Genomic DNA, 25,955 nt, shown 5'->3' on the forward strand with positions numbered 1-25,955 from the left:
ATGTCATGCAACAGCGTCGGTGACGCGGAGCAGCCCCAGCCCCGCCAGGCGCTTGTCCAGCGTGGCAACCGCTTCACCAAGCACCGCATCGGCTTCGCCGGCGAACAGGCGGCGTACCAGCGGGGCCAGCGCGTGCTGGAAGCGGTCGAGCCATGCAAAGGCAAAGCCTGCGATCACGCCGGCATTCGCGGGAGATTCCTGCGCGGCTGCCTTCACCGTTGCATCGACCCAGCGCGTGGTCTCGGCATACCAGGCGGTCATGAAGTCGGTGACCAGCGAGAACGCGGGGCTTTCGGCGGACAGGCGCGCATCCAGGCGCTGGTAGACCAGCGGGTAAAGCAGCCCGTCCATCACGAGGTTCTGCGCCACGTGCAGTTCGAACCAGTCGTCACGCACGATCAGGTCTTCGATCGCATGGCGCAATGGCTGCCAGGCCAGGTCTTCCATCCATGCCGTCTTGGCGGCTTCGACCGCGGCCTTGTCGCCGACCAGCAGGCCGATGCGGGTCAGGTACTGCGCAATGCCCAGGCGATCCATGGTGTGGAACATGGCGGCTTCGGTGATGGCCGAGCCGTAGCCATAGGCCGTGATCGCGGCGTTGTTCATGTTCGCCGCCCACTCGACATGGCGCAGCGGCACCACGCCGAGCGTCAGCAGTTCGCGCAGGGGCGCCGGCAGCGATGCCAGCAGGCCGCGCTTCTCGACGAAGTCCAGGTTCTTCTCCATCGCGTCCTGCTGGCGCGCACGGGCGTTGACGTACGTGCCGTAGTAGAACTGGCGCGGGTCCTTCAGCGCGTACCAGTCCTGCATGACCACCTGCGTGCGGCGCACGTCGTAGAGTTCGTATTGCGGCTGCCACAGCGGGCGGTAATGGAAGCTGGTCTCCGGCTGCAGGTCGTACATCGCCTCCTGGTAACGCGTGGCCGGCTTGTCGGCGCCCAGGCGCCGTTGCAGGTTGGCGAAGGTCTGGCGGATCGGACTGACGCTGTCGGTACGGATATCGATTTGCATGGTGGGTTGCTCCTGTCTCCCTTGTGGTGTTCGGATCGGCCGCGGCGTCAGGCCACGGTTTCGCTCCATTTGTCGCGCTCGAATTCCAGTGCGCGGCCCAGCAGGTGCGACACCGTGATGGCGCACTGCGTGGCGCAGAACGCGGAGAACTGTTCGGGGCGCATGACCAGCTCCACGTAGAGCGCCGGGTCGCCGAGCGAGAACTCGAACTCGACCCAGTGTTCATCGCGCGCGGTCACCCGGACATAGGGCTGGGCACGTCCGCGGGCCGGGACGTTGGCATGGAAAAACGGTGTGGTCATGTCTCGCTCCTGCTGCGATGCACATCGGTGGGTGTGCATGGTTCCGGGTGTGGAGACATATAGCGAAGGCCGTGCCACCGGCTGCCAGGCCGCATGGCACAAGGGATTGCGGGAAATTCCAAGGCGTTGCCACGGCGCACCCGCTTGATGATTTGATGAGGGGATCAAGCCTGTTTTCATCAAATGATCAAATCCACGGATATTGCGACGCACCATGCTGTCCACGGGGAATCCCCGCGCTTGCCTGGCTTGCGAAACCGCGTGTTAGGCTACGGAAAAACCGAGGCCAAGGACGTTCCTCTCCGGATCGATTCGCGCCCGCAGGCATTCTGGAGATGGAGATGACCGCGCCCCCCAAGCAGCCGCCATTCGACCTGGCTTCGCTGCTGACGATCGACCCCAAGGCCGCACAGATCCGGCTCGGCGATTCCCGCATGGTGCTGATGCACACCGAGGCCCTGAGCTACCTGCGCAAGGAGATCCTCGATACGCTGGGCCTGGAACGCGGCAAGGGTCTGCTGATCCGCATGGGCTACGCGCAGGGCATGCGGGACGCCGAGATGGTCAAGCGCGAACGCAAGGAGGAACTCGAGACCTCGCCCAACGACGCGTTCCTGCTTGGCCCGCAACTGCACATGCTGGAAGGCGTGACGCGGGTCGATCCGGTCCGGCTGGAGATCGATCGCGACACCGGCCACTTCTATGGGGAATTCCTTTGGCAGGACTCCTGGGAAGGCGAAGCGCCCTACAACGAGGAACTGAGCCGCGAGGAAGGCGGCTGCTGGGTGCAGCTCGGCTATGCGTCGGGCTACAGCAGCACCTTCATGGACCGGCTGGTCATCTACAAGGAAACCGAGTGCCAGCGCCGCCTCGATGCGCTGTGCCGCATCGTCGGCAAGCCAGCCGAGGCCTGGGACGACCCCGACTACCTGAAGTACTTCGAGCCCGACTCGGTCATCAGCGACCTGCTCACGCTGCAGCAGGAAGTCAGCACGCTGCGCGAGACCCTGTGCGGCGCCAACCAGGGCAACCTGATCGGCCAGTCCCCGGCGTTCCGCGAAGCCTTCGGCCTGCTGTCGGCGGCGGCGGACAGCCATATCACCGTGCTGCTGACTGGCGAGACCGGCGCCGGCAAGGAGATGTTCGCGCGCTGGCTGCACGACCACGGCCCGCGCGCCGAGCAGCCGTTCATTGCCGTGAATTGCGCGGCGATCCCGCACGAGCTGATCGAATCCGAGCTGTTCGGCGTCGAGAAAGGCGCCTACACGGGCGCACAGCAGTCACGCCCCGGCCGCTTCGAGCGCGCGCACGGCGGCACGCTGTTCCTCGACGAGATCGGCGACCTGCCGCTGTCGGCACAGGTCAAGCTGCTGCGTGTGTTGCAGAACGCGGAAGTCGAGCGGCTTGGCGGGGTCGAGACGCGCAAGATCGATGTGCGGCTGATTGCGGCCACCAACGTCAACCTGGCACAGGCGATCCGCCAGGGGCAGTTCCGCGCGGACCTGTTCTACCGGATCAGCACCTACCCGGTCGCCATCCCGGCCCTGCGCGAACGGCGCGAGGATATCCCGGAACTTGCGCAGGCGTTCATCCAGCGCTTCAACGCGCGCTACCAGAAGCAGGTGCGCGGGCTGAGCCAGCGCGCCCGCGATGCGCTTATGCAGTACCAGTGGCCCGGCAATATCCGTGAACTCGAGAACATGATCGAGCGAGGCGTGCTGCTCGCGCCCGCGGCGGGGCTGATCGACATTTCCCACCTGTTCGCCAGCCAGCAGCAGGCCACCGAAGCGCCCGAGGACGCCGATGCCCTGCTGCAAAAGCTGCTGGACCAGCAGGTGTCGCTGCCGCAGATCGAGGGGCGGCTGATGCAGCTCGCCATCGACACGACGCGCGGCAACCTGTCATCGGCGGCGCGCATGCTGGGGATCACGCGGCCGCAGCTCGCGTATCGGCTGAAGAAGTGAACGGCCGGCCTACTGGTAATCGAACGTGAAGGTCGCCGCGCTGGCCAACGTCCCTGCGGTTATCGGGAGGCCGTTGTTCAGGCCGATGTACCGCACGGCATAGTTGTACGAAGCAGGAATATTCGCCTGGATACTACCCAGCGGATTGCGCACCTGCAGCGGCACGGGCTGATAGCTGCCGCCGCTTACGATCTGGAAGCCGGCGCCTGTAGCCGCTCCCGGCGCTCCGGCATTCGATGGGCCAAGGACCCCGGAGGCGGCAGCCTGCACAGGCGTGCCGGCCGCACCGTCGAATGTGACGCCGACATTGGCTACCGCGTCACAGGTGACGCCGATGGTGAACGGTGTAGTGCCTGCCGTTGCACCGGAGGGACGCAAAGCGGAAGCCCGCACCGCTGGCAGCGTGACAGTCGAAGGATAGGTCACGCTGCAGGTGATCGGGCGCGAGACGACGTTGCCGCTGAAGCCGATGTAGTTGACGTCGCGGCCGCCCAGGGCACCGGCGGTCGATCCTCCGTAGACGCCAAAGCCGAAGCGGGTCTGCGTGGCGTCCAGCGTGCCACCACTGACCGGTCCTGTCTTGACGAACTCGATCGAGACCGAGATGGCGTACGTCATGTCGGCATTCAGGTTGCCGAGCCCCTCGCCCCGGGTGTCGCAGCGGACCCCCGCCGCATTGCTGATGGCCTGCCCTGCCGCGTTGCGCAGGCGAATGCCAATCCCGGCAACCCCGGTCGAGTAGACGCCGCTCGGGCCCTCGGTGCCGGACCCGTAGTAGCAGGCCACGATTTGCGCGCCTGGAATGACGTATGGCGCGACGTTGGTACAGGTCCCTGTGAAGGTGTAGTTGCGCACCGTGCCCGGAATGGTGCTGCCGACCGGAAGCGTGGTCACTACCGCCATATCGCCCACGGCCTGCAGATATGGCATCGCGGGCGTCGCCGTGCAGTCGGCACGGGCCATCTGCGCGCCAAGCAGCAAGAGCGAAAACAGCATGCCATGCAGTGCCGCCTTCGGGCGTGCCCGGTTATCGGACCAGTTCATTTTGGTGCTCCTTGCTTATGCGTCGCGATGCATCCGCGCTCTCGATCGTGGACGTGCCATCGCCGCACATGCTCTGGGCAAATGGCAACCCCGCGCGCGGGGACGGGTCCTGCGCCGGCAGCGAATAGGCGAACGAACAGGTATCGGCGTTCTGCGCCCCCCACTTCGCTGTAAGCACCCCCGCACCGCGCCGGAGGCCCCGCGCGACCAGTCGTCCGTCCTGGCCGACGGTTCCCGCAAGGTGCCCGTCGATATCGAACACCTCGGCACCAAATGGCAGCGGCTTGCCGTCGGCAGTGCGCACGCGCAGGATCACAACCTCGCCACCGCTGCCGGTATCGAAACGCACGCGCACCACGGCGCCGGAGGTCGGCGCCACCTGCTGCATGGTGGACCGCAGCTCCACGTTGAGCGGCAGGTCCTTCGGATCGATCTCGATCTGGTTGCGCGAGAACGGCATCAGGTTCGGCACCGCGGCACGGCCCCATGGGCCGACCCGCACGCCAGTGGCATTCGCGACGCGTGCGCCGGCGGCGTTGTCGGCCTCGATGATGGCAACCGTGTCGCCCAGCGTCGGCATGAAGGTCACGCCACCGGCATAGGCCACGATACCGCCCGAGATGCCGGCGCCGAGCTGGCTGTAGCTGTTGCTGCGGCCCGCATTGGCGGTCAGCGTCGCCACGGGCGAGACATAGCCGACATTGGCTGCAACACTGTTGGCGACCGCGCTGTCGCCGCCACTGCTGTGACTGGCGTTCAGGCCATAGGTCAGGGTATTGTCGGTCCCGAGCGTGCCGGTCAGCGATTCCTGCACGCCCGTGACGCCGGACGAGTCCCTTTGCAGGCTCGTCATGGAGTACGGTGCCTGCGGCGCCTTGCCGAGCGGCACGCCCAGTGTGAGCATGATGCGGTTTTCCCACTTGCCGCTGCCCAGGTTGATCTGCCGGGTGGCCGAAACACCGTAGCTCACGCGCTTGTAGCTGCTGTTGTAGCCCGCCTGGAACTGGGTGTCGCGTCCGCCGCGGTCCCAGTAGTCCTGGGTGGTGCCGGACAGGTAGAAGTTGCCATACCCGGGCGGCAGGCTCTGGCTCACGGTCACTTGCAGGCGTCCGCGGCGGATGCCCTGCAGCGGTGCGTCGGTGGTGGCCGTCTCCTGGCTGCGCGTTGCCACGGCATCGGCAAAGTTCAGGAAGCCGCGGGTGGAATACCGGTAGGCGGCCAGTGTCACGTTGGTTCGCGTCGGGGCCACCAGTTTGCTGTAGGACAGGCGCACGCTTTGGCCGCTGCGGTGCTGGTTGGCGAGCCGCGTGCTGGCTTGCGTGATGTCGGCGCCGAAGGCGCCATAGCGCGTGCTCAGCGCCATCCCCAGCACAAACGACAGGTAGTTCTCGGCCGCCAGTACCCCCCCATAGCCCGTGAACAGGTTGGAGATGCCGCGCTGTACCGTCGCTTGCATGAAGAGTGGCGTGTCATGGACACTGGTGTTCCGGTACTGGCCCGATGTCACGCCATAGCGCCACACACCCGGGCGCAGCGCGTTGACCACGGGCGCGTAGGGCACCGCCGAGGCACGCACGCTGCCGTCGGCCTCGGCCACGAGCACCTCCAGGTCGCCGCCGTAGCCGGTCGCGTAGAGATCGTCGATCTCGAAGGCGCCGGGCGCGACCGTGGTCTCGTAGATGATGTTGCCGTTCTGGCGCACCTGCACCCGCGCATTGCTGGCGGCAATACCGCGGATGGTCGGCGCATAGCCGCGCTGGGATTCGGGCAGCATGCGGTCGTCGGTGGCGAGTTGCACGCCGCGAAAGCCGAAGCTGTCGAACATGGCGCCGTCGGTAAAGGCATCGCCGATCACGAGTTGGCTGCGCAACGGCACGATCGAGCGCTGCAGGCTGGTCTGGATTGACTGGTAGCGGTTGCCGCTGACCGAATCGTGCGACAGGCTGCCATAGTGCCGGAAGCGCCAGGGCCCCACGTTGAGGCCGGCATTCAGGCCAAGATAGCCTTGCGTCGAGGACATCCCGGCGCTGTCCGTGTGATAGACGCTGGCGTTGTACTGCAGGCGCGCGGCATTGATGCCTTCGTCCCAGTAGCGCGGATCGACGTAGCCGCGCGCGCTACGGTTCAGGAAGGACTGCGGAATGGTCAGTTCCAGCCGTTGTTCACCGTTATCGAATCCGGCGCTCGCACCCGGCACCAGTTCGGGCAAGGTCAGGCAGTCCGCGGGCGTCGTGCGGGCCAGGCGGTCGGCCGCTTCCGGCGCAAGGCGCGTGATGTCCACGCCGGCGCGCTGAAGCAGCGCACGGTCAAAGCAAGGCTGGACATTGCCGGTATCGGCGTGGGTCTGGCGCAATTCGACTTCGACCATGCCCAGCCACGCGCCGTTGACCTGCAAGTCGGCCCGATAGGTCCCGGGCAGCGGCACGTTGCCCTGGTTGAAGCGCGAGATGTCCAGCCTGGTGCCGCCTGGCTGCCGCAGAAATTCGTCATTGAATTCGATTGCCCCTGGCCCCGTCGTGGCGGCACGGCTTGACGCCGCAGCGAACAGCGACAGCGCCACCACGCAGAGCGGGCACAGGCGCGGCGGGAACAGGCGGGTATTTCTACTGACTCGCATCACGATTGCTCAACAACTGTGGCAGCCACCGCCCTGCCAGTGAGCGGCATCTGTCGGACTGGAGAGAACTGAGGGAACCGGCAGGCGGCGCGGCGCGCGGCCTTTTGGGAGGATGGCTAATTGGCCGCTGCCAGCTGCGCTTCGCCGTCGTTTGACCCGCCCCAGTCGTTCAGGGTGTGGTAGCGGACCTTGCTGTCCGGGCCGGGGATGTCGCCCCTAAGCGGGAACCGGAGGGTTTCGCCAGGGCCCACCATGGCCCCGCGGTCGTTGACGGCGCGCCTGCCGCCGCCCGCCAGTTCGACGCTGACGACCGAAACGTGGAATGGGGTCGGGTTCTGGCACTCCAGCACGGACTGGCCATCGGCCCTGGCGAGACGCCATACAAGCTTTGCCGGAGCTTCGCCCGCCTCGCCTTTCAGTCCCGCAGGGCGGTAGAAGAACTTGATGCGCGAACGGAATGCCAGCTGGAGCTTGTTCGGGCCGGCCTCGTCGGCGTTCGGCTTGGGCGGGATTTCAAGCACGTTGAGCCAGAAAACCGATTCGCGATCCGTGGGCAGGGGCTCGCCGGTGTAGACGATGCGCAGGCTCTGGCCCTTGCCGGAATCGATGCGCGCGACGGGCGGTGCCAGCACGAATGGAACGCTGATGCTTGCCGGAGGCGCAGAGGGGTCGCCGTTATCCAGCCAGGACTGCACCAGTGCGGGTGTCTTGCTTTCGTTGGTCAGCTTGACGGTGACTTCCCGGTCCCGGGCACTGTAGATGACGCGGGTTCCTGCAATGACAACCGAAGCCTGTGCGGCAGTGGCGGCCGCAAGGCTCATACCAATCAGCACGGCCAGCAGCATCGCGCAACGGGGCCACCTTTTGAAGAGTATGTAACTAGGCATCGCAACTTGGTCGTGTCCGGCACGAGCGCGGCCGCTGGCTGCGTTCGTGCCGGACACGCGGCTTTACTGGTAGGACAGGATGTAGGTCACGCTCGACGCAACGGAGCCGGCCGTCGCGGCGCCACCGGTTGCCACGTACTGGGCCGCGTACGGCAGCAGCGCCGTGCCGTCCGGGTTGATCGGCTGGGCCAGCGAATTCTGTGGGGCCCCGTCGGAAGCGCCAATCGAGATGGGACTGCCATTGGACGGGTTGAGCAGCCCGATCTGCACGTTGGCCGCACCGCCGCTGCCGACGATGTCGGTGTTCACCAGGCGGCCCGTGGCCGGGTCAACATTGGCGCCGGCTTCGAAGAATGCGTGGACGTTGCCGCTGGCCGGATTGCAGTTGCTCAGCGCAATCTGGAATCCGGTCGTGCCGGCGGTGCTGCCGGCGGCGGTCAGGTGGGTCTTCGAGACGTTGGGCAGCGTTACGGTAAAACTGCCTGCATTGCCGGTCGTGATAGTGCAGGTGGTGTCGGTAATCTGACCCTTGAAGGTTATCGTGCCATCCGATGCATGCGCAAACGGCGTGCCGATACACGCACCAGCGATCAGCAGTGCGGTGAAGAGCTTGGTATTCATTCTGGATCTGTCTTTAGGTTGGAAAGTTGCGAAACCGGGGCCAGGTCGGTCTGACGCGGCCCACTGGCTCCTGGTCTCGTGGCCATGCGCCAACATGACGGTGCACGGCCACAGAACGAGTGGAATCGTATTCACGCCGCTCTGCGGCCTGAATAAGGGATCCCTTAATCTGGTGGCGATTTCTAAGTGCCCGGGAAATCCGCATGGTTGCAGCCCTGGCAAGCTGTCGCGATTACCCGCCCGGAAGCAGGCCGTGTTCGACGGCGTACTGGTACAACTCGAAGCCGCTGGTCAGCCCGAGCTTCTTCATTGCCATGCTCTTCTGCGCGCTGATGGTCTTGCTGCTGCGATTCGCCTGCCGCGCGATCTCCACCAGCGAAAAACCCGCGGCGCATTTGCGCAGCACCTCGAGTTCGCGCTGCGACAGCCTCGGCCCAGGCTCGACAGCTTCCATCTCGACTTCCACCATGGGTTGCTGCGACGGCGGAAAGTAGCTACGGCCACTGAACGCCGCGCGGATCGCGGGCACCAGGTGATGCAGCGGATCCGCCTTGCTGAGGATGACGGAAACGCCGGTCTTGCGAATGCTCTGGAGCAGCGCGGGGTTGTCGAACATGGTGATCACCACGATTCGCGTGGCCGGATAGCGCCGTCGCAGGATCTGCAGCATCGGCAGCCCGTCGCCGATCTCGCCGCCCGGCATCGAGTAGTCGGTGACAATGACATCGCAGGCCGTGGTTTCCAGCAGGCGGACCAGTTCCGTAGAGTTCCTGGCCATCCCGACCATCTGCATCCCGAGTTCCCGGGCCAGTTCCTGGCGCATGCCGCCCAGCACGATCGGGTGGTCGTCGGCAATCAACACCTTGATCATGGCCAGGTCTCCTTTGCAAATGGGGGTCTTCCAGCAGTTCCGCGCGATCCCCGGCGGCATGGTCCGGGCTGGAACCGCTTGCTGACTGGATAGTAGGTTTCCTACAGAACGCCCGATATTGGGCAAAGGCTGAATGCCCTATCGGAAATTTCAGACGGGATTGCAGCGCGTGTCCGGTTGCGCCGAAATCCGGGCACAGGGTTGCATTGATGCGCTGTTGGAGACACTTTTTGCGAACGATGGAGCGGGAACTGCTGAGGCAACAATGCGTCGATTGTCCGAAAGGTTTTCTTTTTGGACTGACTGGGACGCGAGATTTCCCAGTACATTTTTAGTCACTCCGCTTCCCCCCAGGGCAGCCGAGTGTTCCCTTGCTGCAAATCGGCGCCCGCTCCTTACGGAGCGGGCATTTTTTTGATGATCTGGCCGACGGAGGGGATTGCGGAAACGGGAGACGCGGCATCTTTGGCCGCGTACGGGGAAGAGAAAGCGTCAGCACGGGCGACGCTGATGCCTCTGGAGGGCGACGGGCTACCGGTGGCAGCAGGCGGCCACCGCGCGGTTCAACTCAAGCCAAGAAACTGACCACCCCGTCAACAAACGCCTGCGGCAACTCCCAGTTCGACAAATGGGCCGCATCGAGCGAAAGATACTCCGCTCCCGGCACAGCCTGCGACACCTCGCGACCTTGCGCGGGCGTGGTGGCAGCATCCTGCTCGCCAACAATCACCAGCATCTTTGCCGCGATCCGGGGCAATGCATCCCGCAGATCCGCATCCCGCACAGCCGCGCAATTGGCCGTATAGCCAGCCGGATCGCACGCGAGCAGCATGTCGCGTACTGGTGCCATGGCCTGTGCGTGCGACGCGCGATAGGACGGCGTGAACCAGCGCTCCAGCACCCCCGGCACGATGGCTGCCATCCCCTCGCGCTGCACGGTGGCAATGCGGTTGTCCCAGACTGACGCCGGCCCGATCAACGCGGCCGTATTGGCCAGCACAAAACGGCCGAAGCGATCGGCGTGATGCCGCGCCAGCCACATGCCGGTCATCCCGCCCATCGACAGGCCGCAGAAATGCGCGCGCCCGACGCCGGCATGCTCCATCACGGCGAGCACGTCGGCACCCAGCTCGGCCATGCCAAACGGCTCGGCCGGCACCGACGAGCGCCCATGACCACGCGTGTCATAGCGCAGTACGCGGAAATGCCTGAGCAGGGCCGGCATCTGCGGGTCCCACATCTGCAGCGTCGTGCCCAGCGAATTGGACATGACCAGCACCGGCGCGCCGGCGGCGCCCTCGATGGTGTAATGGATGGACACCCCGGCGCGGGTGGCCGTACCGGTGCGGGCTTGAAGATCGGAATGGGTCATGTCAGGCAGCCCGCCACGGCGGGCACGGTTTGGGTTCAGTCAGCGCGGATGCCGCGCTGGCGAATCAGCGCACCCCACTTCTCGGTTTCCCTGGCCAGGTGGTCACGCAGCACGGCGGGCGAACTGCCGATCGGCTCCGCGCCGATCAGCGCCAGGCGCTTCTGCACGGCCGGCTTGCGCAGCGCTTCGAGCATTGCGCGGTTCAGCGTGTCGATCACCGGCTGCGGCGTCTTTGCCGGCACGAAGGCCGCGAACCACGGCGACAGCTCGTAGCCGGGCAGTCCCGCCTCGGCGACGGTCGGGACGTTGGGCAATGCGCTGGAGCGCTTGGCCGTGGTGACGGCGATCGGCGTCAGCTTGCCCGAATCGATCTGCGGCTTGGCCGAGGTGATGCTGTCGAACATGTAGTCGACCTGTCCGCCCAGCAGGTCGGTCATGGCCGGACCGCTGCCCTTGTACGGGATGTGCAGCATGTCCACGCCTGCCATCGACGTGAACAGTTCCGCCGCAAGGTGAATCGATGTCCCGTTACCCGCGGAGGCATAGGTGTACTTGCCCGGCGACGCCTTCGCGTGGGCGATGACTTCCTTGACCGTGGTTTCCTGCCGGCGCGCCTTGTTGGCGACCAGCACGTTCGGCACAACGGCCAGCAGCGAGACCGGGGCGAAGTCCTTGACCGGGTCGTACGACAGCTTGCCGTACAGCGCCTGGTTAACGGCCATGCCGTTGGCCACGATGATCAGCGTATAGCCGTCGGCCGGCGACCGCGCCACCAGTTCGGCGCCGATATTGCCACCGGCGCCGGGCCGGTTCTCGACCACGATCGACTGGCCGAGCGTGCGCGACATGTCTTCGCCCAGCGTGCGGGCGATGTTGTCCATGGCGCCGCCCGAGGGGAACGGCACGATCCAGCGGATCGGGTGGTCGGGATAGGCCGCGTGCGCGGCCGGTGCGGCGAACGAAAGGCTTGCCGCCAGGGCAAGCGCGCCTGCGCGGCCGGTGCAGGCCAGCCGCTGGAACAACGTCTTCATGGTCTCCTCTCTTCGAGCCCGCGCAATGCGGGTTGTTCTTGTCCCGGACCGCGTTTCAGCGGATCGACGACGGGTGTTTGGCCAGCGGCGTGACGTGGATCTTCATGTAAGGGAACAGCGGCAAGCCCGACAGCAGCGTATGCAGCTCGTCGTGCGAGGCCACGTCGAAAATGCTGTAGTTGGCGTACTCGCCGACCACGCGGTACAGCTGCTGCCATTTGCCTTCGTGCTGCAGTTGCTGGGCATACGCCTTTTCGCGCGCCTTGATGTCATCGGCCTGCGCGGCGGGCATATCGTTCGGCAGGTTTACATCCATCCGGACCAGGTAAAGCATGGCGTTCCTCTTTGTGAGTCAGGTTGTTCAGGCGTGATCGCGCCGGTAGTGCGCGAGCTTGTCTTCATCGAGCGCAAGCCCCAGCCCCGGGCCTTCGGGCAAGTGCAGGCTGAAGTCGCGGTAAGCGGGCCGCTCGACCACGATGTCATCCTTGAGCAGCAGCGGGCCAAACAGCTCCGTGCCCCACGCCAGCTGCGGCAGCGTGCAGAAGCCATGCGCGGCGGCGATGGTGCCCACGCTGCCCTCCAGCATCGTGCCGCCATACAGCGCGATGCCTGCGGCATCGCCCACGGCAGCCGTGCGCAGCATGCCGAAGATGCCGCCCGACTTGGCGATCTTCAGCGCGAACACGTCGGCGCCGCCGATGCGCGCGAGTTCCATCGCATCCTCCGGACCGCACACGGCCTCGTCCGCCATGATCGGCACCACGAAGCGCGCCGCCAGCCGCGCCAGCGCCGTGCGCTGCTCGCGCGGCGTGGGCTGCTCGATCAGGTCGATGCCCGCGGCTTCGAGCATGGCGATGCCGCCGGCGGCATCGGCCTCGTTCCAGGCCTGGTTGATGTCCACGGTCACGCGGGCGCGGTCACCGAGCGCGCGCTTGATCGCCGACACGTGCGCCACGTCGTCGCGCACGCTGCGCCGGCCGATCTTGAGCTTGAAGGTGTTGTGGCGGCGCTCGGCCAGCAGGCGCTCGGCCTCGTCGATGTCCTTCGCGGTATCGCCGCTGGCCAGCGTCCACAGTACCGGCAACGTGGTGCGCACCGCGCCGCCCAGCAGCGTGGCCAGCGGCACGCCCAGGCGCTTGCCCTGCGCATCGAGCAGCGCGGTTTCCAGCGCCGACTTGGCGAAGCGGTTGCCGCGCGCGATCTTGTTCAGTCGGGCCATCGCGGCGTGGACGTTGGTGGCGTCCTCGCCGGCCAGCGCGGGCGCCAGGTAGGTGTCGATGGTCAGCTTGATGCCTTCGGGGCTCTCGTCGCCATACGACAGGCCGCCGATGGTGGTGGCCTCGCCGATGCCCTCGATGCCGTCGCTGCAGCGCAGCCGCACGATCACCAGCGTCTGCTGCTGCATGGTGGCCATGGCCAGTTGATGGGCCCGGATGGTGGGCAGGTCGACCAGGATGGCTTCGACCGAGGTAATCGTGGCTGTCATACCTATATGCGGCTAAGGAGAGATGTCGATGAAGTATGCAGCTTGACGCAGGCGGCGTCCAAGACCGATGATGTCTCAATCAATACCCTATAGGTATGCCAATGGAACTCCGGCACCTGCGTTACTTTCAGGTCGTGGCCCAGGAACTCAATGTCACGCGCGCAGCCGAGCGCCTGCATATGGCGCAGCCGCCGCTTTCGCGCCAGATCCGTCAGCTGGAAGACGAGGTCGGCGTAGCGCTCTTCGACCGTGTCGGACGCGGGCTGCGGCTGACCGAAGCGGGCCGGTTCCTGCTGGAGCAGACCACGCAGCTGACCCAGCGGCTGGAAGAAACGATCGAGAGCACGCGCCGCATCGGCACGCAGGACAAGCGCTGGTTCGGCATCGGCTTTGTGCCGTCGGTCTTGTATGGGGTGCTGCCGGAGTTGATCCGCGAACTGCGCGGATCGCCGCAGCAGGTGGAAGTCGGGCTGGCCGAGATGATTACCGTCGAACAGGTCGAGGCATTGAAGTCCGGCCGCATCGACCTGGGCTTTGGCCGCCTAGTCATCAATGACCCGGCGATCCGACAGGAAGTGGTAATGGCCGAGCCGCTGGTGGCGGCGGTGCCGGCCGGCCAGCCGGCGCCGGCCCAGGCCACGCTGACGGCGCAAGGCCTGGCCACGCGCCCGTTCATCCTGTACCCGGCTCGACCGCGGCCGAGCTATGCCGATCACCTGCTATCGCTGTTCCGCGCGCAAGGGCTGCAGTTGCGCGTGGCGCAGGAAGCCAACGAACTGCAGACCGCGCTAGGGCTGGTGGCGGCTGGTGTCGGCATCACCCTGGTGCCGGCATCGATCCAGCGCCTGCATCGCGACGATGTCCGCTATTGCCCGATCGATGCGCCAGGGTTCGTGTCCCCGGTCATCATGAGCTATCGCGTTGGCGACAGCTCGCCGTTCCTGGCCCAGGCGGTAGCCTGGGTCATGCGGCAAGGGCAATAAGGCACCGCAGCTGCAGCGCTGGACAATGCATCAGCCCTGAGCGCGGCGCTGCCGCACCAGCCTGTTGGCCACGCTGACCACCGCCTGCACCGACGCTTCGACGATGTTGTGGCTCATGCCGACGCCAAAGCCGGCACCGGGCACGCCGTCCAGCGCGGCTTCGACAATCGCCATTGCCTGCGCATCCGCGCCGGCGCCGGTGGCGCGCTCTTCGTAGGCGTCGATGCGCAGGCGCAGGTCCAGCGCATGCACCGCCGCCGCGATCGGGCCATTGCCCTTGCCGTGCAGCGTCTTGCGCACGCCGTCGACCGTCACGTCGAGCGCAATGCCCTCCCCGCTCTCGTCGAGCTTGTAGGCGTGATAGGCGATGCCCGGGCCCGATGCGTCTGGCGACAGGTAGGTCTGCCGGAACAGCTTCCAGAGTTCCGCGCCGCTGATCTCGGTCTCGCTCGCATCGGTGGCTCGCTGCACGACCGCGCTGAACTCCACCTGCATGCGGCGCGGCATGACGACACCGTGCTCGCGTTCGAGCATGAAGGCGATGCCGCCTTTGCCCGACTGGCTGTTGACGCGAATCACGCTGTCATAGGTGCGGCCGAGGTCGGCCGGATCGATCGGCAGATATGGCACTTCCCACGCGCTGTTCGGCTCCTGCGCGGCGAAGCCCTTCTTGATGGCGTCCTGGTGCGAACCCGAAAACGCTGTAAAGACGAGATCCCCGGCATACGGATGACGCGGATGCACGGGAATCGACGTGCATTCCTCGGCAATGCGCGCCACGGCGTTGATATCGGAGAAGTCGAGTCCCGGATGAACGCCCTGCGTGTAAAGGTTCAAGGCGAGCGTGACGATGTCCACGTTGCCGCAGCGCTCGCCATTGCCGAACAGGCAGCCTTCCACGCGGTCGGCGCCGGCCATCATCGCGAACTCTGCCGCGGCGACGCCGGTGCCGCGATCGTTATGCGGATGCACCGACAGCACGATATGCTCGCGCGGCACAAGACGACGGTGCATCCATTCGATCTGGTCCGCGAAGACATTGGCCGTGGCGTTCTCGACAGTGGTCGGCAAGTTGATGATCACGCGCCGGTCGGCGCCGGTGCCCCATGCCTCGATCGCGGTGTGGCAGGCCTCCAGCGAGACTTCAAGTTCGGCCGCACTAAACGTCTCGGGCGAATACTGCAGCGTCCACTTCGTTTCGGGATGCTGGTCGGTGAGTTGCTTGAGGTAGCCGATGTGGTGGCGCACGAGACCCATCACATCCGGCACGCTCATGTCGAATACGATGCGGCGCCAGGCCGGGGCGATCGCGTTGTACACGTGGACAATCGCCTTGGGCGCGCCCTTCAGCGCCTCCACCGTGCGTTCGATCAGCTCTTCGCGCGACTGGGTGATGACCATGATGGTCACGTCGTCGGGAATCAGGTCTTCGTCGATCAGCCGACGGATAAAGTCGAAGTCGGTCTGGGACGCGGACGGAAAGCCGACTTCGATTTCCTTGAATCCGATGCGCACGAGTTCCTGGAACAGGCGCATCTTGCGCTCGCCGTTCATCGGCTCGAACAGCGCCTGGTTGCCGTCGCGCAGATCGGTGGAAAGCCACACGGGCGCGTTGGTAATCGTGCGGTTCGGCCAGGTGCGGTCGGTGAGGCCGACGGGCGGGAACGGTTGGTACTTGGCGGAGGGCTGGGCAATCATCATGGTCCACGAATCCGGGTGCCGGACGGTCCATTGCGGGCCGTGCCGGGGTCAATCAGTCAAAAGACGATGTGACTTCCCCTGCAGCCCTTCGCATGGCGAAGGCTGTTTCGTGGGCCGGGATCAGGGGGAAATCAGGTGGCGCGCAGCGAATCGGTCGATTCAGGCGCCAGAGGACTCAAGCAAGCGGACCCCGGCCGAGCACTAGGGCTAGGCGGCGCAGGGATAGGGAGGTGAGGCGCTTGCGAGACATGCAACGGATTCTAGCAGAGGCTTTGCGAAAACGTGAACGAGAATTTTGTGGCCAAACGAATGCCAGCTATTTGCGTCCGGCCTCAATCGGCCCAGACCCGCAACTCATCCACGTCGGAACGCTCCGCATGGGTGCCGGACGCCCGGCCTTCCCGGCTCAGCACTTCCTGCAACCAGTCCAGGTCCGCTTGCGGCGCGTAGCCCAGCCGGAAGTGCTTCCGCATCAGCGGCACCAGCCTCAGGTCGGCGGCCGCGCCCGCGGAATCGAGCGCGACGAAAACCATCAGCGCGAGATCGGGGCGATAGGCTTCGTAGCCGCCGATCCCCTCATAGTCGTTGATGAAATCGCCGCAGCCATAGAGGATCGGCCTGCCCGCATGCAGTTCAATGGCAATCGGGTGGTGCGACGAATGGCCGTGCACGACGTCCACGCCGGCCTGGTCGATCAGCGCCCGCGCGAACTGGCGCCGCTCGGGCTCCACTTCGTACCCCCAGTTCGGCCCCCAGTGGATCGATACCACGACCACGTCGCCACCACGGCGCTGCGCGCTGATCCGGTCGCGAATGCGCCGGAGGCTCGCGGCGGAGCAGTCGTGCAGCAGGGCAACACCCGGGCGGCGGCTGGTGGCCTCCCAGCTGGACAGCGTCCCCGCGCTGGCCATCGCCAGCGCGAACACCAGGACACGGCTGCCATCCGGACCGGCGAGCGCGGCAGGTAGCGCCGCCTCTCGCTCGTTGCGCCCTGCACCGGCCACGGCGATCCCCGCCGCCTGCAGCGTTGCCACGGTTTCCTCCATGCCAGCGCGCCCCCAGTCCAGCACGTGGTTATTGGCCAGCACCGCGCAATCCACGCCGGCGGCGCCAAGGCAGCCGACGTTCGCCGGATGCATCCGGTAGTGGATCCCCTTGCCGGGCCAGGCGTCGTCACAGGTAGTAATGGCGGTTTCCAGATTGACAATGCGCACGTCCGGGTGGCGACGCTCCAGCTCGGACAGTGCGTCTCCCCAGATATAGGCCGGCGATACCGGCCGCGCGATCGTGCCGTTCCTGCGCTCGGCAAGCTCGACGTACTCGACGGCGGAACGGACAAACGATTCGTGCAGCCGTGGATTGCCCGGTATCGGCAGGATCTGGTCGATGCCGCGTCCGGTCATCACATCGCCGCACAGGAACAAACGGATTGCACTCATCTGCCACTCCCTGCGCGAAACCCTGGCGCCAGGCAGCTCACCTGGACGAAGCATCTTCGCGCTCACTCGCCCATCTACGCGGCCAGTTGCCTGTCCGCATGGTAACGCCGCCAGCCCAGCGTCTTCGAGCGTTGGGTCAACCCAGCCCCGACAGCGCGATGCGCGCCGCGCTGGCGATCGTCTCGTTGCTCCACTTCGCATCGGGTGAGGCTTGCGTGAAGTAGATCGCGATGACGATGGGTGCGACGGCCGGCGGCCACAGCACGGCGATATCGTTGGTGGTGCCATAGTCGCCGCTGCCGGTCTTGTCGCCGATCTGCCAGCCCGCCGGCATGGCCGCCTGGATGCGCGCGGCGCCAGTGGTGTTGCCGCGCAACCAAGCCTGAAGCTGGCTGCGCTGCGCGGCCGGCAAGGCGTTGTCCAATGCCAGCGCCTGCAGGCTGGCTGCCATGTCCGCAGGCGTCGAGGTATCGCGCGGGTCGCCGGGAATGGCGGTGTTCAGTTCGGTTTCCCAGCGGTCGAGCCGGAAAGACTGGTTCCCGATGGAACGGGCAAACGCCGTGACACCCGCGGGTCCGCCGATGCGGCGCATCAGCAGGTTCGCCGCGCCGTTGTCGCTGTACTGGATCGCGGCGGCGCACAGTTGCGCCACTGTCATGCCCTCCGCGACATGCTTCTCCGTGATCGGGGAATAGGCCACGAGATCCTGGCGTGTATAGCGGACATGCTGTTCGAGCATGCCTGGCGTGGCGGCGCTGCGTTGCAGGATGGCGCCGGCCAGGATCGCCTTGAACGTACTGCAGACGGGGAACCGCTCCTCGGCACGGTACCGTACCTGGCGGCCGCTGCCGGTGTGGCGCGCGAGCACGCCAAGGCGGCCTCCGGCGCGGCGTTCCAGCGCGGCCAGCTCTGCGCTTGCGTCAGGCGCGGGAGCGCGCGCAGGGCCAGCGCATGCGGATGCAAACGGGGCCGCGGCGGCGGCCAGGAGCAAGGTACGACGCGATTTCGATGGAACCATGGACAGCAACGGTGAAGTCAGCCGGCCATTCTAACCGCCCGCCTGCCCGCTGGTTTGCGCGGCATCGGCCGGCGTGTCCGCTTCGGATTGCTCGTTTCCCATGGCTGCCCAAGGGCCTCCGCGCGTGCGCGGATCGACCGGAAGCTGGCGCTGGATGGCAGCCTTGGCCAGCATGTGCGCGCTGATCGGCGCCGTCAGGAACAGGAAGGCCGTCACCAGCAGTTCATGCAAACTGGTGCTGTCCCCCTGGCAACTGAAGTACACCACCGAGGCCACCACCACGCCCCCCACGCCCAGCGTGGTCGATTTGGTAGGCCCGTGCAATCGCATGAAGACGTCGGGCAACCGGAACAGGCCGATGGCGCCGACCAGCGTGAAGAGGCTGCCCACCAGCAGCAGCGCGCAGACCGCGAGTTCGGCGATGGTGCCCAGCGCAGCATCGAGGTTCGGCTGCATGGCTAGTACTCGATGATGTCGCCGCGCTGCAGGTACTTGGTCAGCGCGACCGTGCCGACAAAGCCCGTCACGGCAATCAGCAGCGCCGCTTCGAAGAACATCGACGAGCGCAGGCTGATGCCGAGCACCACGATCACCGCGATGGCGTTGATATTGAGCGTATCCAGCGCCACGATGCGGTCCACCAGCGCGGGCCCGCGCACCAGGCGCGCGAAGGTCAGCAGGAAAGCGAGGCCCAGGATCGCCAGGCAAACGGGAATCACGATGGCAAGCACAGGAATATCTCCTTCAGCGGCGTTTCATAGCGGGACTTGATGCGCGCCACCAGCGCGCCTTCATCGTCCAGGTCGAGTACATGCACCAGCAGGCTGCGGCGGTCGTCGCTGAGTTCCGCGCACAGCGTGCCCGGACTCAGCGAGACGATGCTGATCAGCGCGGTGGTGGCGAGCTCGTGTTCGGTATCGAGCGGCACCACGATGAAGGCCGGCCGCAACCGCGCGGTGCGCCCGAGCACCAGCATGGCGACTTCGATATTGGCCACCACGATGTCGATCAGCACATGGAAGCCCAGCCGCAGCATCAGGCCCGGCCGCGACAGCCGGAACGGGCTGAGCACCAGCCACAGGTCGGCCAGCCGCCCCAGCCCCCAGCCCAGCACCGCGCCCAGCAGGCAGTGTGCGGGCGCCAGGCTGTTGGACAGCAGCAGCCACATGAGCAGCAGGATCAGGCTCAGCCATGGATGCGGGAACTGGCGTGCGAGCATGGCTTTACCTCTGCGCCGGCGGCGGCACGCCGGCCGGCAGCACGGCACGGACGTAGGCCGTGCGGTCCTGCAACTGCGCAGCGGCTTGGGAAACATAGGCACTGACCGGCGCCGCAAACGCCGTCAGCGTGACGTTGCAGGCGAGCAGGAACGCGCTGCAGGCGAGCTTGCGCCCTTCGGGGCGCGACCGTACGCGCGGTGGCACCGGCGCCCCCGCTTCCTGCACCGCGTTCGCGCTGTCATGCGGCAAGCGCCACAGCAGGCGCGTGCCCGTGCGCGACGCCGCCACCAGCAGCGCCAGTCCGGACACCAGGATGGCGGACCAGTAGACCATCGCGTTGTCCGGCGGCACGGCGCGCAGGATCATGACCTTGCCGATGAATCCCGACAACGGCGGCAGCCCCACTGCCACGACCGCCCCGGTCAGGTAGAGCAAACCGGCGAGCCGTGTGCCGGCCACCACCGTGCCCTGCCCCTTCGCGTCGGCGGGCTCCAGCGCGTCCGCCAGCAGGAACAATCCGCCCGTGCACAGTGTGGTGCTCAGCAGGTAGTACAACGCGGCGGCCCAGGCGGCCGGGGTCTGCATGCCGACGGCAATGCCCAGCAGACCGACCGATGCCAGCACGAGGTAGCTGGTGAGCGACCGCAGGCTGGTGGCAGCCAGGGCGCCGATGGCGCCCGCTATCAGCGTGGCCAGCGCCAGCACCGGCAGCCACGCCTGCATGAATGCCGCGAGCAACCCCTGCGCGGCGCCGAACACCAATGCGTCGCAGCGCAGCATGGCGTACAGGCCGACCTTGGTCATGACCGCGAACAGCGCGGCCACCGGGCCCGCCGTGCCCGCATAGGCGCGCGGCAGCCAGAAGTACAGCGGAAAGATCGCGGCCTTCAGGCCGAAGACCAGCATCAGCATGACGCCCGCCGCCGCGGCCAACGGCGCGTCGGCGTCGGGCAGGCCCTGCAGGCGAAGACCCATGTGCGCGAGATTGAGCGTCCCTGTCAGCCCATAGAGCATGCCGATGGCCACCAGGAAGAACGACGAGGCCACGAGGTTGAGCAGCACGTAGTGCAGCCCCGCGCCGATCCGCTCGCGTCCCGCGCCGTGGATCAGCAGCGCATACGATGCGATCAGCAGGATCTCGAAGAACACGAAGAGATTGAACAGGTCGCCGGCCAGGAAGGCACCGTTCAGGCCCATCAGCTGGAACTGGAACAAGGCATGGAAATGGCGCCCCGCGCGCACCAGTTCTGGTCCGGCCGCTGCCAGTGCCGCGGGCGCCAACAGCGCGGTCAGCGCGAGCATCAGCGCGCCAAGGCGATCGCCCTGCAGCACGATGCCGAACGGCGCCTCCCAGTTGCCGAGCTGGTAGACGTCAATGCCGCCGCTCGCCGCGCGCGCGACCAGCAGCGCCGCCACCGGCACCAGCAGCAGCGTGGCCGTCATGCACACCACGCGCTGCGCGCGCAACCGGTGCATCGGCATGGCGGTCAGCAGTCCACCGGCGAACATCGGCAGCAGGATGGGGAGCAGCAGCACGTGGTTCACGAGTGAGGCTCCGTGGCTTGCGCGCCCTCCGCGGCGTCGCGGCCGGGCTGGCTCGCCGCATCGACATGATCGCTGCCCGTCAGGCCGAGGGAGCGCAGCGACAGCACTACGGCAAACGCCGTCATGCCGAACGCGATGACGATGGCCGTCAGCACCAGCGCTTGCGGCAGCGGATCGGCGTAGCGCGCGCCGTCCGCAATGACGGGCGGCCTGCCGATCAAGAGCCGGCCCATGCCCAGCAGGAACAGGCTGATCGCATACGACAGCAGCGTCAGCCCGAGCACCACGGTAAAGGTGCGGGCCCTGAGCAGCAGGTAGATGCCGCACGCGGCAAGCACGCCAATGGCGCCGGCATAAAGCGCGGCCATCAGGCACCCTCCTTGCCGCGCTGTGGGCGGCCAAGCGCCGCCGGCGTGTTGCGCAAACCGAGATGCGAGACGATCAGCAAGGTGGTGCCGGTCACCGTGGCATAGACGCCAAGGTCGAACACCATGGCGGACGCGAGTTCGATTTCGCCGAGTCCGGGCACGTGAAAATGGCCGAAGGCCGTGGTCAGGAACGGAAAGCCGAAGGCAAGACTGCACAGCCCTGTCAGCCCCGCCACCAGGATTCCGCTACCGGCCAGCGCGCGGTAGTCGGGGGCGATGCGCGCCTCGGTCCAGCGCACGCCGTTGGCGACGTACTGCAGCAGCAACGCGACCGAGGTGATCAGCGCGGCAATGAAGCCACCGCCAGGCAGGTTATGCCCGCGCAGCAGCAGGAACACGGAGACCAGCAGCGTCAGCGGCAGCATCAGCCGCGCAAGCATGGCCAGCAGCAGCGGATGCCGCTGCGCGGACCAGGCCTTGCCGTCCGGCCCGGCATCGGGCATCGGCAGGCGCATGCCGCGCAGCAGCGCCTGCACGGCCAGCCCCGCGACCAGCAGCACGCAGACTTCGCCCAGGGTGTCGAAGCCGCGGAAATCGACCAGCAGCACGTTGACCACGTTGTGGCCGCCGCCACCGGGCACCGCGTTGTCCACGTAGAAGCCGGACACCGGATCATAGGTCCGCGTCATCACCGCATACGCGCAGGCGGCCAGCAGGCCACCGCCGCCGAGCGCCAGCACCAGGTCGCGCAACTGCCGTCCGGACGCCAGCGGCGTCACCGGCTCCGGCGGCAGGTAGAACAGCGCGAGCACCAGCAGCAGCACGGTGACCACCTCGACCGAGATCTGCGTGAGCGCCAGGTCGGGCGCGGAAAAACGCGTGAAGATCAGCGACACCAGCAGGCCGCAGGTGCTCAGGAACACCAGCGCTACAACACGCTGCCGCCGCGCGCCCACCACGGCTACCGCGCACAGCGCCAGCAAGACCAGGCAGGCCGCACCCATCGGATCGATCGCGCCATCCGGGACGGGACCGGCCAGCGCGTCGAGATCCCCCAGGAACGCAGCCGGCACGGCCAGCAGCGCAGCCAGCATCCAGGCCATGTAGCGCTGCAGCGAACCGTTCTCCATGCGGCGCGTCAGCGTGCGGGCCAGTCGCTCCAGCGTGGCGATGGCGGCTTCGAACGAACGGCGCGCGCTGAGCGGCTCGATGACACGCTGCCAGCGCCGCAGCGCATCGCGCCGCAGGAAGAACAGCGCCGCCCCGCCCGCCATGGAGACCAGGCTCATGACCAGCGGCAGGTTGAAGCCGTGCCACAGGTGCAGGCTGTAATCGGGCAGCGGCGCGCGCAGCGTGGCAAGTGCCGTGGCCGCGAGCAGGTTGCCCACCGTATAGGCCGGCGCCAGGCCGACCACCAGGCAGATCACGACCAGCAACTCCACCGGCAACTTCATGAAACGCGGCGGTTCATGCGGCGGATAGTTGGGCACGTCGGGCTTGTCGCCGCCAAGGAACACGCCGTAGCTGAAGCGCAGCGAATACGCCATGGTCATGGCGCCGGCCACGGTCGCGGCCGCAGGGATCACCCAGTTGAAATCGCCGAGCAAGCCCTGCGCCAGCGTTTCGCCGAAGAACATCTCCTTGCTCAGGAAGCCGTTGAACAGCGGCACGCCGGCCATCGACAGCGACGCCACGCTGGCCAGTACCGCCGTGTGCGGCATGTAGCGCGCCAGGCCGCGCAGGCGGTCCAGGTCGCGCGTGCCGGTTTCGTGGTCGATGATGCCGGCGGCCATGAACAGCGACGCCTTGAACACGGCGTGGTTGATGATGTGGAACAGCGCGGCCACCGTGCTCAACTGCGTGTCGAGCCCGAACAGCAGCGTGATCAGCCCGAGGTGGCTGATGGTCGAATAGGCCAGCAGCCCCTTCAGGTCGCGCTGCAGCAACGCCAGCGCCGCGCCCATGATCAGCGTGACCAGGCCGGTCATGCTGACCAGGTAGAACCACGCATTGGTGCCATCGAGCACCGGATACAGCCGCGCCAGCAGGAACACGCCCGCCTTCACCATGGTGGCCGAATGCAGGTACGCCGATACCGGCGTGGGCGCGGCCATGGCATGCGGCAGCCAGAAGCTGAACGGAAACTGCGCGGACTTGGTGAACACGGCCAGCAGCACCAGCACCAGCATCGGCAGGTACAGCGGATGGTGCTGCACGCTGCCCGCCTGGGCCAGCACGTCGGACAGCTCCAGGCTGCCGCAGATACGCCCGAGCAGCAGCACGCCGGCCAGCAGCGCCAGCCCGCCCCCGCCGGTAACGGTGAGCGCCATGCGCGCGCCCTGGCGCGCGTCCTCGCGCCACGACCAGAAGCCGATCAGCAGGAACGACAGGATGCTGGTCAGTTCCCAGCAGATCACCAGCAGCAGCAGGTTGCCGGCCAGCACCACGCCGAGCATGGCGGCCATGAACATCAGCAGCAGGCAAAAAAAACGCACCGACGAGGCATTGCGCGGCAGGTAGTAGCGCGCGTACAGGACCACGAGCAGCCCCACGCCGATGACGAGCAGCGCGAACAGGAAGGACAGCCCGTCGAGCCGCAGGCTGAGGTTCAGGCCGAGGTCCGGCAACCAGTTCACGCGCCAGGCCAGCGCGTGCCCGGGCTGCTCGAACACGGCTTCGCGGGCGCGCAGCAGCAGGATCAGCGCCGCCAGCGGAAAACCGATGATGACCGGCGCCACCAGCCGCACGGCATGCTTGCCGGCCAGCCATGTCAGCACGGCGGCAACCAGCGGCAGCGCGATCAGCAGGACCAGCACCATCGGCATCCTCCGTCAGTTCGCGGCCTGGCGGGCGCCGGTGCCATGGCGACTGTGCCGGCCTGTCGCGATTGCCGGCCCGGTTGCGGTCATGGCGAGGACTCCGGCACCGGCTTCACCGGTCATCCCGATCGGGTCATGAATCGCGTCACAAACGACCCGTCCCGCCACAAGGCGTGAGCAATACTGCCCTCGGGATCATTGAATTGTGCCCGCCCGGCTGGCCGAACGGCCCATCTCCGCACGGCACACGAAAAAATTCACTGCCCCGCAAAAAGATTCTGAATGCGCAACGCTGGCGCACGAACCCGGCTTCGAGGTCGTGGCCGACGGCGTCGAACATGAGGAGCATGGCCGCTACCCGAGGGCGCACGTCCTCTGCCCCATCCTCGGGACATTGTTAATGCAGATATAAAAACATTGACTTCATGACACGTCGCGCGACGGCCACAATGCGCGTAGCTGGAAAACTAAATTTAGTACATTCCAGAAGTCCAGATTCGCCATGCCCCGCCCCCGCTCAGCCAGACACCGAGGACAGAACATGCCTGACGTGCCAGCCCGGCCCACGCGCCGCCTCCTTTCGCTCCGCCTGCTCGCGGCGGCATTGGCCACCTGCCTGGGCGCCGCCTGGGTGCCCGCCCGGGCCACCGAAGGCGCGCTGGGGCGGCCGGTCACGGGTACCAGCGTGCTGTCCAATGCCGGCATCGTCGCGCCCGAGCCCGTTACCGTGGTCAACCTTGGCGAGATCTACCTGAACGGGTCGGTCGGTGGTGGACGGCAGGTGCCGGTCATCGGCCAGACCTCGGCCGGCATCGACGCGGAGATCGCGTTCACGCTGGCCACCATCATGAAGGTCTGGGACACCGGTCCGGGCGCGTGGAACTTCGCCTCCAGCTTCACCCTGCCCTATGTCTGGACACAGGTCGGTGCGACGTTCAATGCCGGCCGCCTGCAGGGACGCACGGAAGACCGGGCATCGAACCTGTTCGATATCACGTTCACGCCGCTGATCGCGGGCTACCACTTCTCCCAGACGGCGCACATGGCGCTCAGCCTGAACATCTGGGCACCGACCGGGCAATATGACAAGAACGCGCTGGCCAACCCGAGCCTGAACAACTGGACCTTCATTCCGCAAGTGGCCTTCACCAGGCTGCTGCCCGAGCACGGCCTGGAATTCGACGCGGTGGCCGGCCTCCAGTTCTACACGCGCAACAATGCCACCGACTACCAGAACGCCCCGCTGTTCACGCTCGATGCCATGGTGCTCAAGCGCTTTGCCAATGGCTTCGGCGCTGGCCTGGTGGCGGGCACCACGCAGCAGCTCGGCAGCGACAGCGGACCGACCGCCGACCGGCTCAACGGCTTCCGCGGATATGACTGGGCGCTCGGCCCGATCGTGACGTACGACACCAAGGTGGGCGCCAAAAGCAAGCTGTCGCTCGGCCTGCGCTGGGTCCCGACCGTGGCGAGCAAGAACCGCATCGACAGCACCAGGACATTCATGGGGACCGCGACGCTGGTCTTCTGATACAGGCGCAAGGCGGCCCTGGCAGGCCGCTCCTGTGTATCCTTGATGCCTGGCGGGGGGGGGGGGGGGGGCCCCCCCCGCCCCCCCCGGCGATGGGACACACCCCCCCCCCCCCCCCATGCGGC

23 protein-coding genes are annotated in these 25,955 nt (G+C 66.6%); 3 read left to right on the top strand and 20 right to left on the bottom strand.

The window, feature by feature from the left end:
- Positions 1-3 precede the first annotated feature (3 nt).
- The gene (locus AC3FKG_RS25790; protein WP_488744480.1) at positions 4-1,011 is read right to left on the bottom strand and encodes an aromatic/alkene monooxygenase hydroxylase subunit beta; all 1,008 of its coding nucleotides are present in this window, start codon (positions 1,009-1,011) and stop codon (positions 4-6) included.
- A 47-nt stretch (positions 1,012-1,058) separates the two neighbouring features.
- Positions 1,059-1,313, bottom strand: coding sequence for a phenol hydroxylase subunit (locus tag AC3FKG_RS25795; RefSeq protein ID WP_483711383.1), 255 nt, complete (start codon positions 1,311-1,313; stop codon positions 1,059-1,061).
- Positions 1,314-1,654: 341 nt separating this feature from the next.
- Between AC3FKG_RS25795 and AC3FKG_RS25800 the strand changes: the two genes are divergently transcribed.
- Positions 1,655-3,277: a sigma 54-interacting transcriptional regulator gene (locus AC3FKG_RS25800; RefSeq protein ID WP_483711384.1), complete on the top strand. Its 1,623-nt coding sequence runs from the start codon at positions 1,655-1,657 to the stop codon at positions 3,275-3,277.
- A gap of 9 nt (positions 3,278-3,286) precedes the next feature.
- Here AC3FKG_RS25800 and AC3FKG_RS25805 read toward each other — a convergent pair whose 3' ends face one another.
- From AC3FKG_RS25805 to AC3FKG_RS25845, 9 genes are all read right to left on the bottom strand, one after another.
- Positions 3,287-4,321 carry a fimbrial protein gene (locus tag AC3FKG_RS25805; RefSeq protein ID WP_488744481.1) on the bottom strand — a complete coding sequence of 345 codons (1,035 nt, stop codon included), beginning with the start codon at positions 4,319-4,321 and terminating at the stop codon, positions 3,287-3,289.
- Positions 4,305-6,938: a fimbria/pilus outer membrane usher protein gene (locus AC3FKG_RS25810; protein WP_488744482.1), complete on the bottom strand. Its 2,634-nt coding sequence runs from the start codon at positions 6,936-6,938 to the stop codon at positions 4,305-4,307. The genes AC3FKG_RS25805 and AC3FKG_RS25810 overlap by 17 nt, the downstream gene beginning before the upstream one ends.
- A 116-nt stretch (positions 6,939-7,054) precedes the next feature.
- Positions 7,055-7,783 (bottom strand): fimbria/pilus periplasmic chaperone, encoded by a 729-nt coding sequence (locus tag AC3FKG_RS25815; protein WP_488744483.1) that lies wholly within the window; start codon positions 7,781-7,783, stop codon positions 7,055-7,057.
- 105 nt (positions 7,784-7,888) lie between these two features.
- Positions 7,889-8,446 carry a fimbrial protein gene (locus tag AC3FKG_RS25820; protein WP_488744484.1) on the bottom strand — a complete coding sequence of 186 codons (558 nt, stop codon included), beginning with the start codon at positions 8,444-8,446 and terminating at the stop codon, positions 7,889-7,891.
- Positions 8,447-8,678: 232 nt separating this feature from the next.
- On the bottom strand, positions 8,679-9,317 hold the full coding sequence (locus AC3FKG_RS25825) for a response regulator (protein WP_488744485.1): 639 nt from the start codon (positions 9,315-9,317) through the stop codon (positions 8,679-8,681).
- A 568-nt stretch (positions 9,318-9,885) separates the two neighbouring features.
- A complete protein-coding gene (gene pcaD / locus AC3FKG_RS25830) occupies positions 9,886-10,689 on the bottom strand; it encodes a 3-oxoadipate enol-lactonase (protein ID WP_488744486.1) in 804 nt (267 codons plus the stop codon).
- Between the two features lie 35 nt (positions 10,690-10,724).
- Positions 10,725-11,720: a tripartite tricarboxylate transporter substrate binding protein gene (locus AC3FKG_RS25835; protein ID WP_483711391.1), complete on the bottom strand. Its 996-nt coding sequence runs from the start codon at positions 11,718-11,720 to the stop codon at positions 10,725-10,727.
- 55 nt (positions 11,721-11,775) lie between these two features.
- Complete coding sequence (gene catC / locus AC3FKG_RS25840; RefSeq protein ID WP_276100453.1) at positions 11,776-12,054, bottom strand: muconolactone Delta-isomerase; 279 nt, start codon at positions 12,052-12,054, stop codon at positions 11,776-11,778.
- 27 nt (positions 12,055-12,081) lie between these two features.
- Positions 12,082-13,206, bottom strand: a complete 1,125-nt coding sequence (locus AC3FKG_RS25845; RefSeq protein WP_488744487.1) for a muconate/chloromuconate family cycloisomerase — start codon at positions 13,204-13,206, stop codon at positions 12,082-12,084.
- A 101-nt stretch (positions 13,207-13,307) separates the two neighbouring features.
- Between AC3FKG_RS25845 and AC3FKG_RS25850 the strand changes: the two genes are divergently transcribed.
- Positions 13,308-14,189: a LysR family transcriptional regulator gene (locus AC3FKG_RS25850; RefSeq protein ID WP_488744488.1), complete on the top strand. Its 882-nt coding sequence runs from the start codon at positions 13,308-13,310 to the stop codon at positions 14,187-14,189.
- A gap of 30 nt (positions 14,190-14,219) precedes the next feature.
- On the opposite strand, the gene leuA is transcribed toward AC3FKG_RS25850, so the two are convergent.
- The 9 genes from leuA to AC3FKG_RS25895 form a co-directional block, all read right to left on the bottom strand.
- Positions 14,220-15,887 carry a 2-isopropylmalate synthase gene (gene leuA / locus AC3FKG_RS25855; RefSeq protein WP_488744508.1) on the bottom strand — a complete coding sequence of 556 codons (1,668 nt, stop codon included), beginning with the start codon at positions 15,885-15,887 and terminating at the stop codon, positions 14,220-14,222.
- 335 nt (positions 15,888-16,222) lie between these two features.
- Complete coding sequence (locus AC3FKG_RS25860) at positions 16,223-17,329, bottom strand: CapA family protein (protein ID WP_488744489.1); 1,107 nt, start codon at positions 17,327-17,329, stop codon at positions 16,223-16,225.
- A gap of 136 nt (positions 17,330-17,465) precedes the next feature.
- Positions 17,466-18,347, bottom strand: coding sequence for a class A beta-lactamase (bla, locus tag AC3FKG_RS25865; RefSeq protein ID WP_488744490.1), 882 nt, complete (start codon positions 18,345-18,347; stop codon positions 17,466-17,468).
- A 30-nt stretch (positions 18,348-18,377) separates the two neighbouring features.
- On the bottom strand, positions 18,378-18,803 hold the full coding sequence (locus AC3FKG_RS25870) for a Na+/H+ antiporter subunit G (RefSeq protein ID WP_488744491.1): 426 nt from the start codon (positions 18,801-18,803) through the stop codon (positions 18,378-18,380).
- A gap of 2 nt (positions 18,804-18,805) precedes the next feature.
- Positions 18,806-19,078 (bottom strand): K+/H+ antiporter subunit F, encoded by a 273-nt coding sequence (locus AC3FKG_RS25875; RefSeq protein ID WP_488744492.1) that lies wholly within the window; start codon positions 19,076-19,078, stop codon positions 18,806-18,808.
- Positions 19,063-19,566 (bottom strand): Na+/H+ antiporter subunit E, encoded by a 504-nt coding sequence (locus AC3FKG_RS25880; protein ID WP_488744493.1) that lies wholly within the window; start codon positions 19,564-19,566, stop codon positions 19,063-19,065. Before AC3FKG_RS25880 ends, AC3FKG_RS25875 begins: the two co-directional genes overlap by 16 nt.
- A gap of 4 nt (positions 19,567-19,570) precedes the next feature.
- Positions 19,571-21,112, bottom strand: coding sequence for a monovalent cation/H+ antiporter subunit D (locus tag AC3FKG_RS25885; protein ID WP_488744494.1), 1,542 nt, complete (start codon positions 21,110-21,112; stop codon positions 19,571-19,573).
- Entirely contained in the window at positions 21,109-21,480 is a 372-nt protein-coding gene (locus AC3FKG_RS25890; RefSeq protein WP_488744495.1) for a Na+/H+ antiporter subunit C, read from the bottom strand. Before AC3FKG_RS25890 ends, AC3FKG_RS25885 begins: the two co-directional genes overlap by 4 nt.
- Positions 21,480-24,299: a monovalent cation/H+ antiporter subunit A gene (locus tag AC3FKG_RS25895; RefSeq protein ID WP_488744496.1), complete on the bottom strand. Its 2,820-nt coding sequence runs from the start codon at positions 24,297-24,299 to the stop codon at positions 21,480-21,482. The genes AC3FKG_RS25890 and AC3FKG_RS25895 overlap by 1 nt, the downstream gene beginning before the upstream one ends.
- A 541-nt stretch (positions 24,300-24,840) precedes the next feature.
- Here AC3FKG_RS25895 and AC3FKG_RS25900 point away from each other — a divergent pair.
- Positions 24,841-25,830, top strand: a complete 990-nt coding sequence (locus tag AC3FKG_RS25900; protein WP_488744497.1) for a SphA family protein — start codon at positions 24,841-24,843, stop codon at positions 25,828-25,830.
- Positions 25,831-25,955: the final 125 nt, after the last annotated feature.

It is taken from the genome of Cupriavidus sp. 22TCCZM04-2 (assembly GCF_057798895.1).

What these genes read in the sequence shown, in the direction of transcription:
- AC3FKG_RS25835 (WP_483711391.1), bottom strand. Translation starts at nt 11,720, where the DNA reads ATGAAGACGTTGTTCCAGCGGCTGGCCTGCACCGGCCGCGCAGGCGCG.
- AC3FKG_RS25790 (WP_488744480.1), bottom strand. Translation starts at nt 1,011, where the DNA reads ATGCAAATCGATATCCGTACCGACAGCGTCAGTCCGATCCGCCAGACC.
- AC3FKG_RS25900 (WP_488744497.1), top strand. Translation starts at nt 24,841, where the DNA reads ATGCCTGACGTGCCAGCCCGGCCCACGCGCCGCCTCCTTTCGCTCCGC.
- AC3FKG_RS25880 (WP_488744493.1), bottom strand. Translation starts at nt 19,566, where the DNA reads ATGCTCGCACGCCAGTTCCCGCATCCATGGCTGAGCCTGATCCTGCTG.
- AC3FKG_RS25845 (WP_488744487.1), bottom strand. Translation starts at nt 13,206, where the DNA reads ATGACAGCCACGATTACCTCGGTCGAAGCCATCCTGGTCGACCTGCCC.
- AC3FKG_RS25850 (WP_488744488.1), top strand. Translation starts at nt 13,308, where the DNA reads ATGGAACTCCGGCACCTGCGTTACTTTCAGGTCGTGGCCCAGGAACTC.
- AC3FKG_RS25815 (WP_488744483.1), bottom strand. Translation starts at nt 7,783, where the DNA reads ATGCTGCTGGCCGTGCTGATTGGTATGAGCCTTGCGGCCGCCACTGCC.
- AC3FKG_RS25825 (WP_488744485.1), bottom strand. Translation starts at nt 9,317, where the DNA reads ATGATCAAGGTGTTGATTGCCGACGACCACCCGATCGTGCTGGGCGGC.
- AC3FKG_RS25820 (WP_488744484.1), bottom strand. Translation starts at nt 8,446, where the DNA reads ATGAATACCAAGCTCTTCACCGCACTGCTGATCGCTGGTGCGTGTATC.
- pcaD (WP_488744486.1), bottom strand. Translation starts at nt 10,689, where the DNA reads ATGACCCATTCCGATCTTCAAGCCCGCACCGGTACGGCCACCCGCGCC.
- AC3FKG_RS25895 (WP_488744496.1), bottom strand. Translation starts at nt 24,299, where the DNA reads ATGGTGCTGGTCCTGCTGATCGCGCTGCCGCTGGTTGCCGCCGTGCTG.
- leuA (WP_488744508.1), bottom strand. Translation starts at nt 15,887, where the DNA reads ATGATTGCCCAGCCCTCCGCCAAGTACCAACCGTTCCCGCCCGTCGGC.
- AC3FKG_RS25805 (WP_488744481.1), bottom strand. Translation starts at nt 4,321, where the DNA reads ATGAACTGGTCCGATAACCGGGCACGCCCGAAGGCGGCACTGCATGGC.
- AC3FKG_RS25795 (WP_483711383.1), bottom strand. Translation starts at nt 1,313, where the DNA reads ATGACCACACCGTTTTTCCATGCCAACGTCCCGGCCCGCGGACGTGCC.
- AC3FKG_RS25860 (WP_488744489.1), bottom strand. Translation starts at nt 17,329, where the DNA reads ATGAGTGCAATCCGTTTGTTCCTGTGCGGCGATGTGATGACCGGACGC.
- AC3FKG_RS25890 (WP_488744495.1), bottom strand. Translation starts at nt 21,480, where the DNA reads ATGGCCGCGCTTTATGCCGGCGCCATTGGCGTGCTTGCCGCGTGCGGC.
- bla (WP_488744490.1), bottom strand. Translation starts at nt 18,347, where the DNA reads ATGGTTCCATCGAAATCGCGTCGTACCTTGCTCCTGGCCGCCGCCGCG.
- AC3FKG_RS25870 (WP_488744491.1), bottom strand. Translation starts at nt 18,803, where the DNA reads ATGCAGCCGAACCTCGATGCTGCGCTGGGCACCATCGCCGAACTCGCG.
- AC3FKG_RS25810 (WP_488744482.1), bottom strand. Translation starts at nt 6,938, where the DNA reads ATGCGAGTCAGTAGAAATACCCGCCTGTTCCCGCCGCGCCTGTGCCCG.
- AC3FKG_RS25800 (WP_483711384.1), top strand. Translation starts at nt 1,655, where the DNA reads ATGACCGCGCCCCCCAAGCAGCCGCCATTCGACCTGGCTTCGCTGCTG.
- catC (WP_276100453.1), bottom strand. Translation starts at nt 12,054, where the DNA reads ATGCTTTACCTGGTCCGGATGGATGTAAACCTGCCGAACGATATGCCC.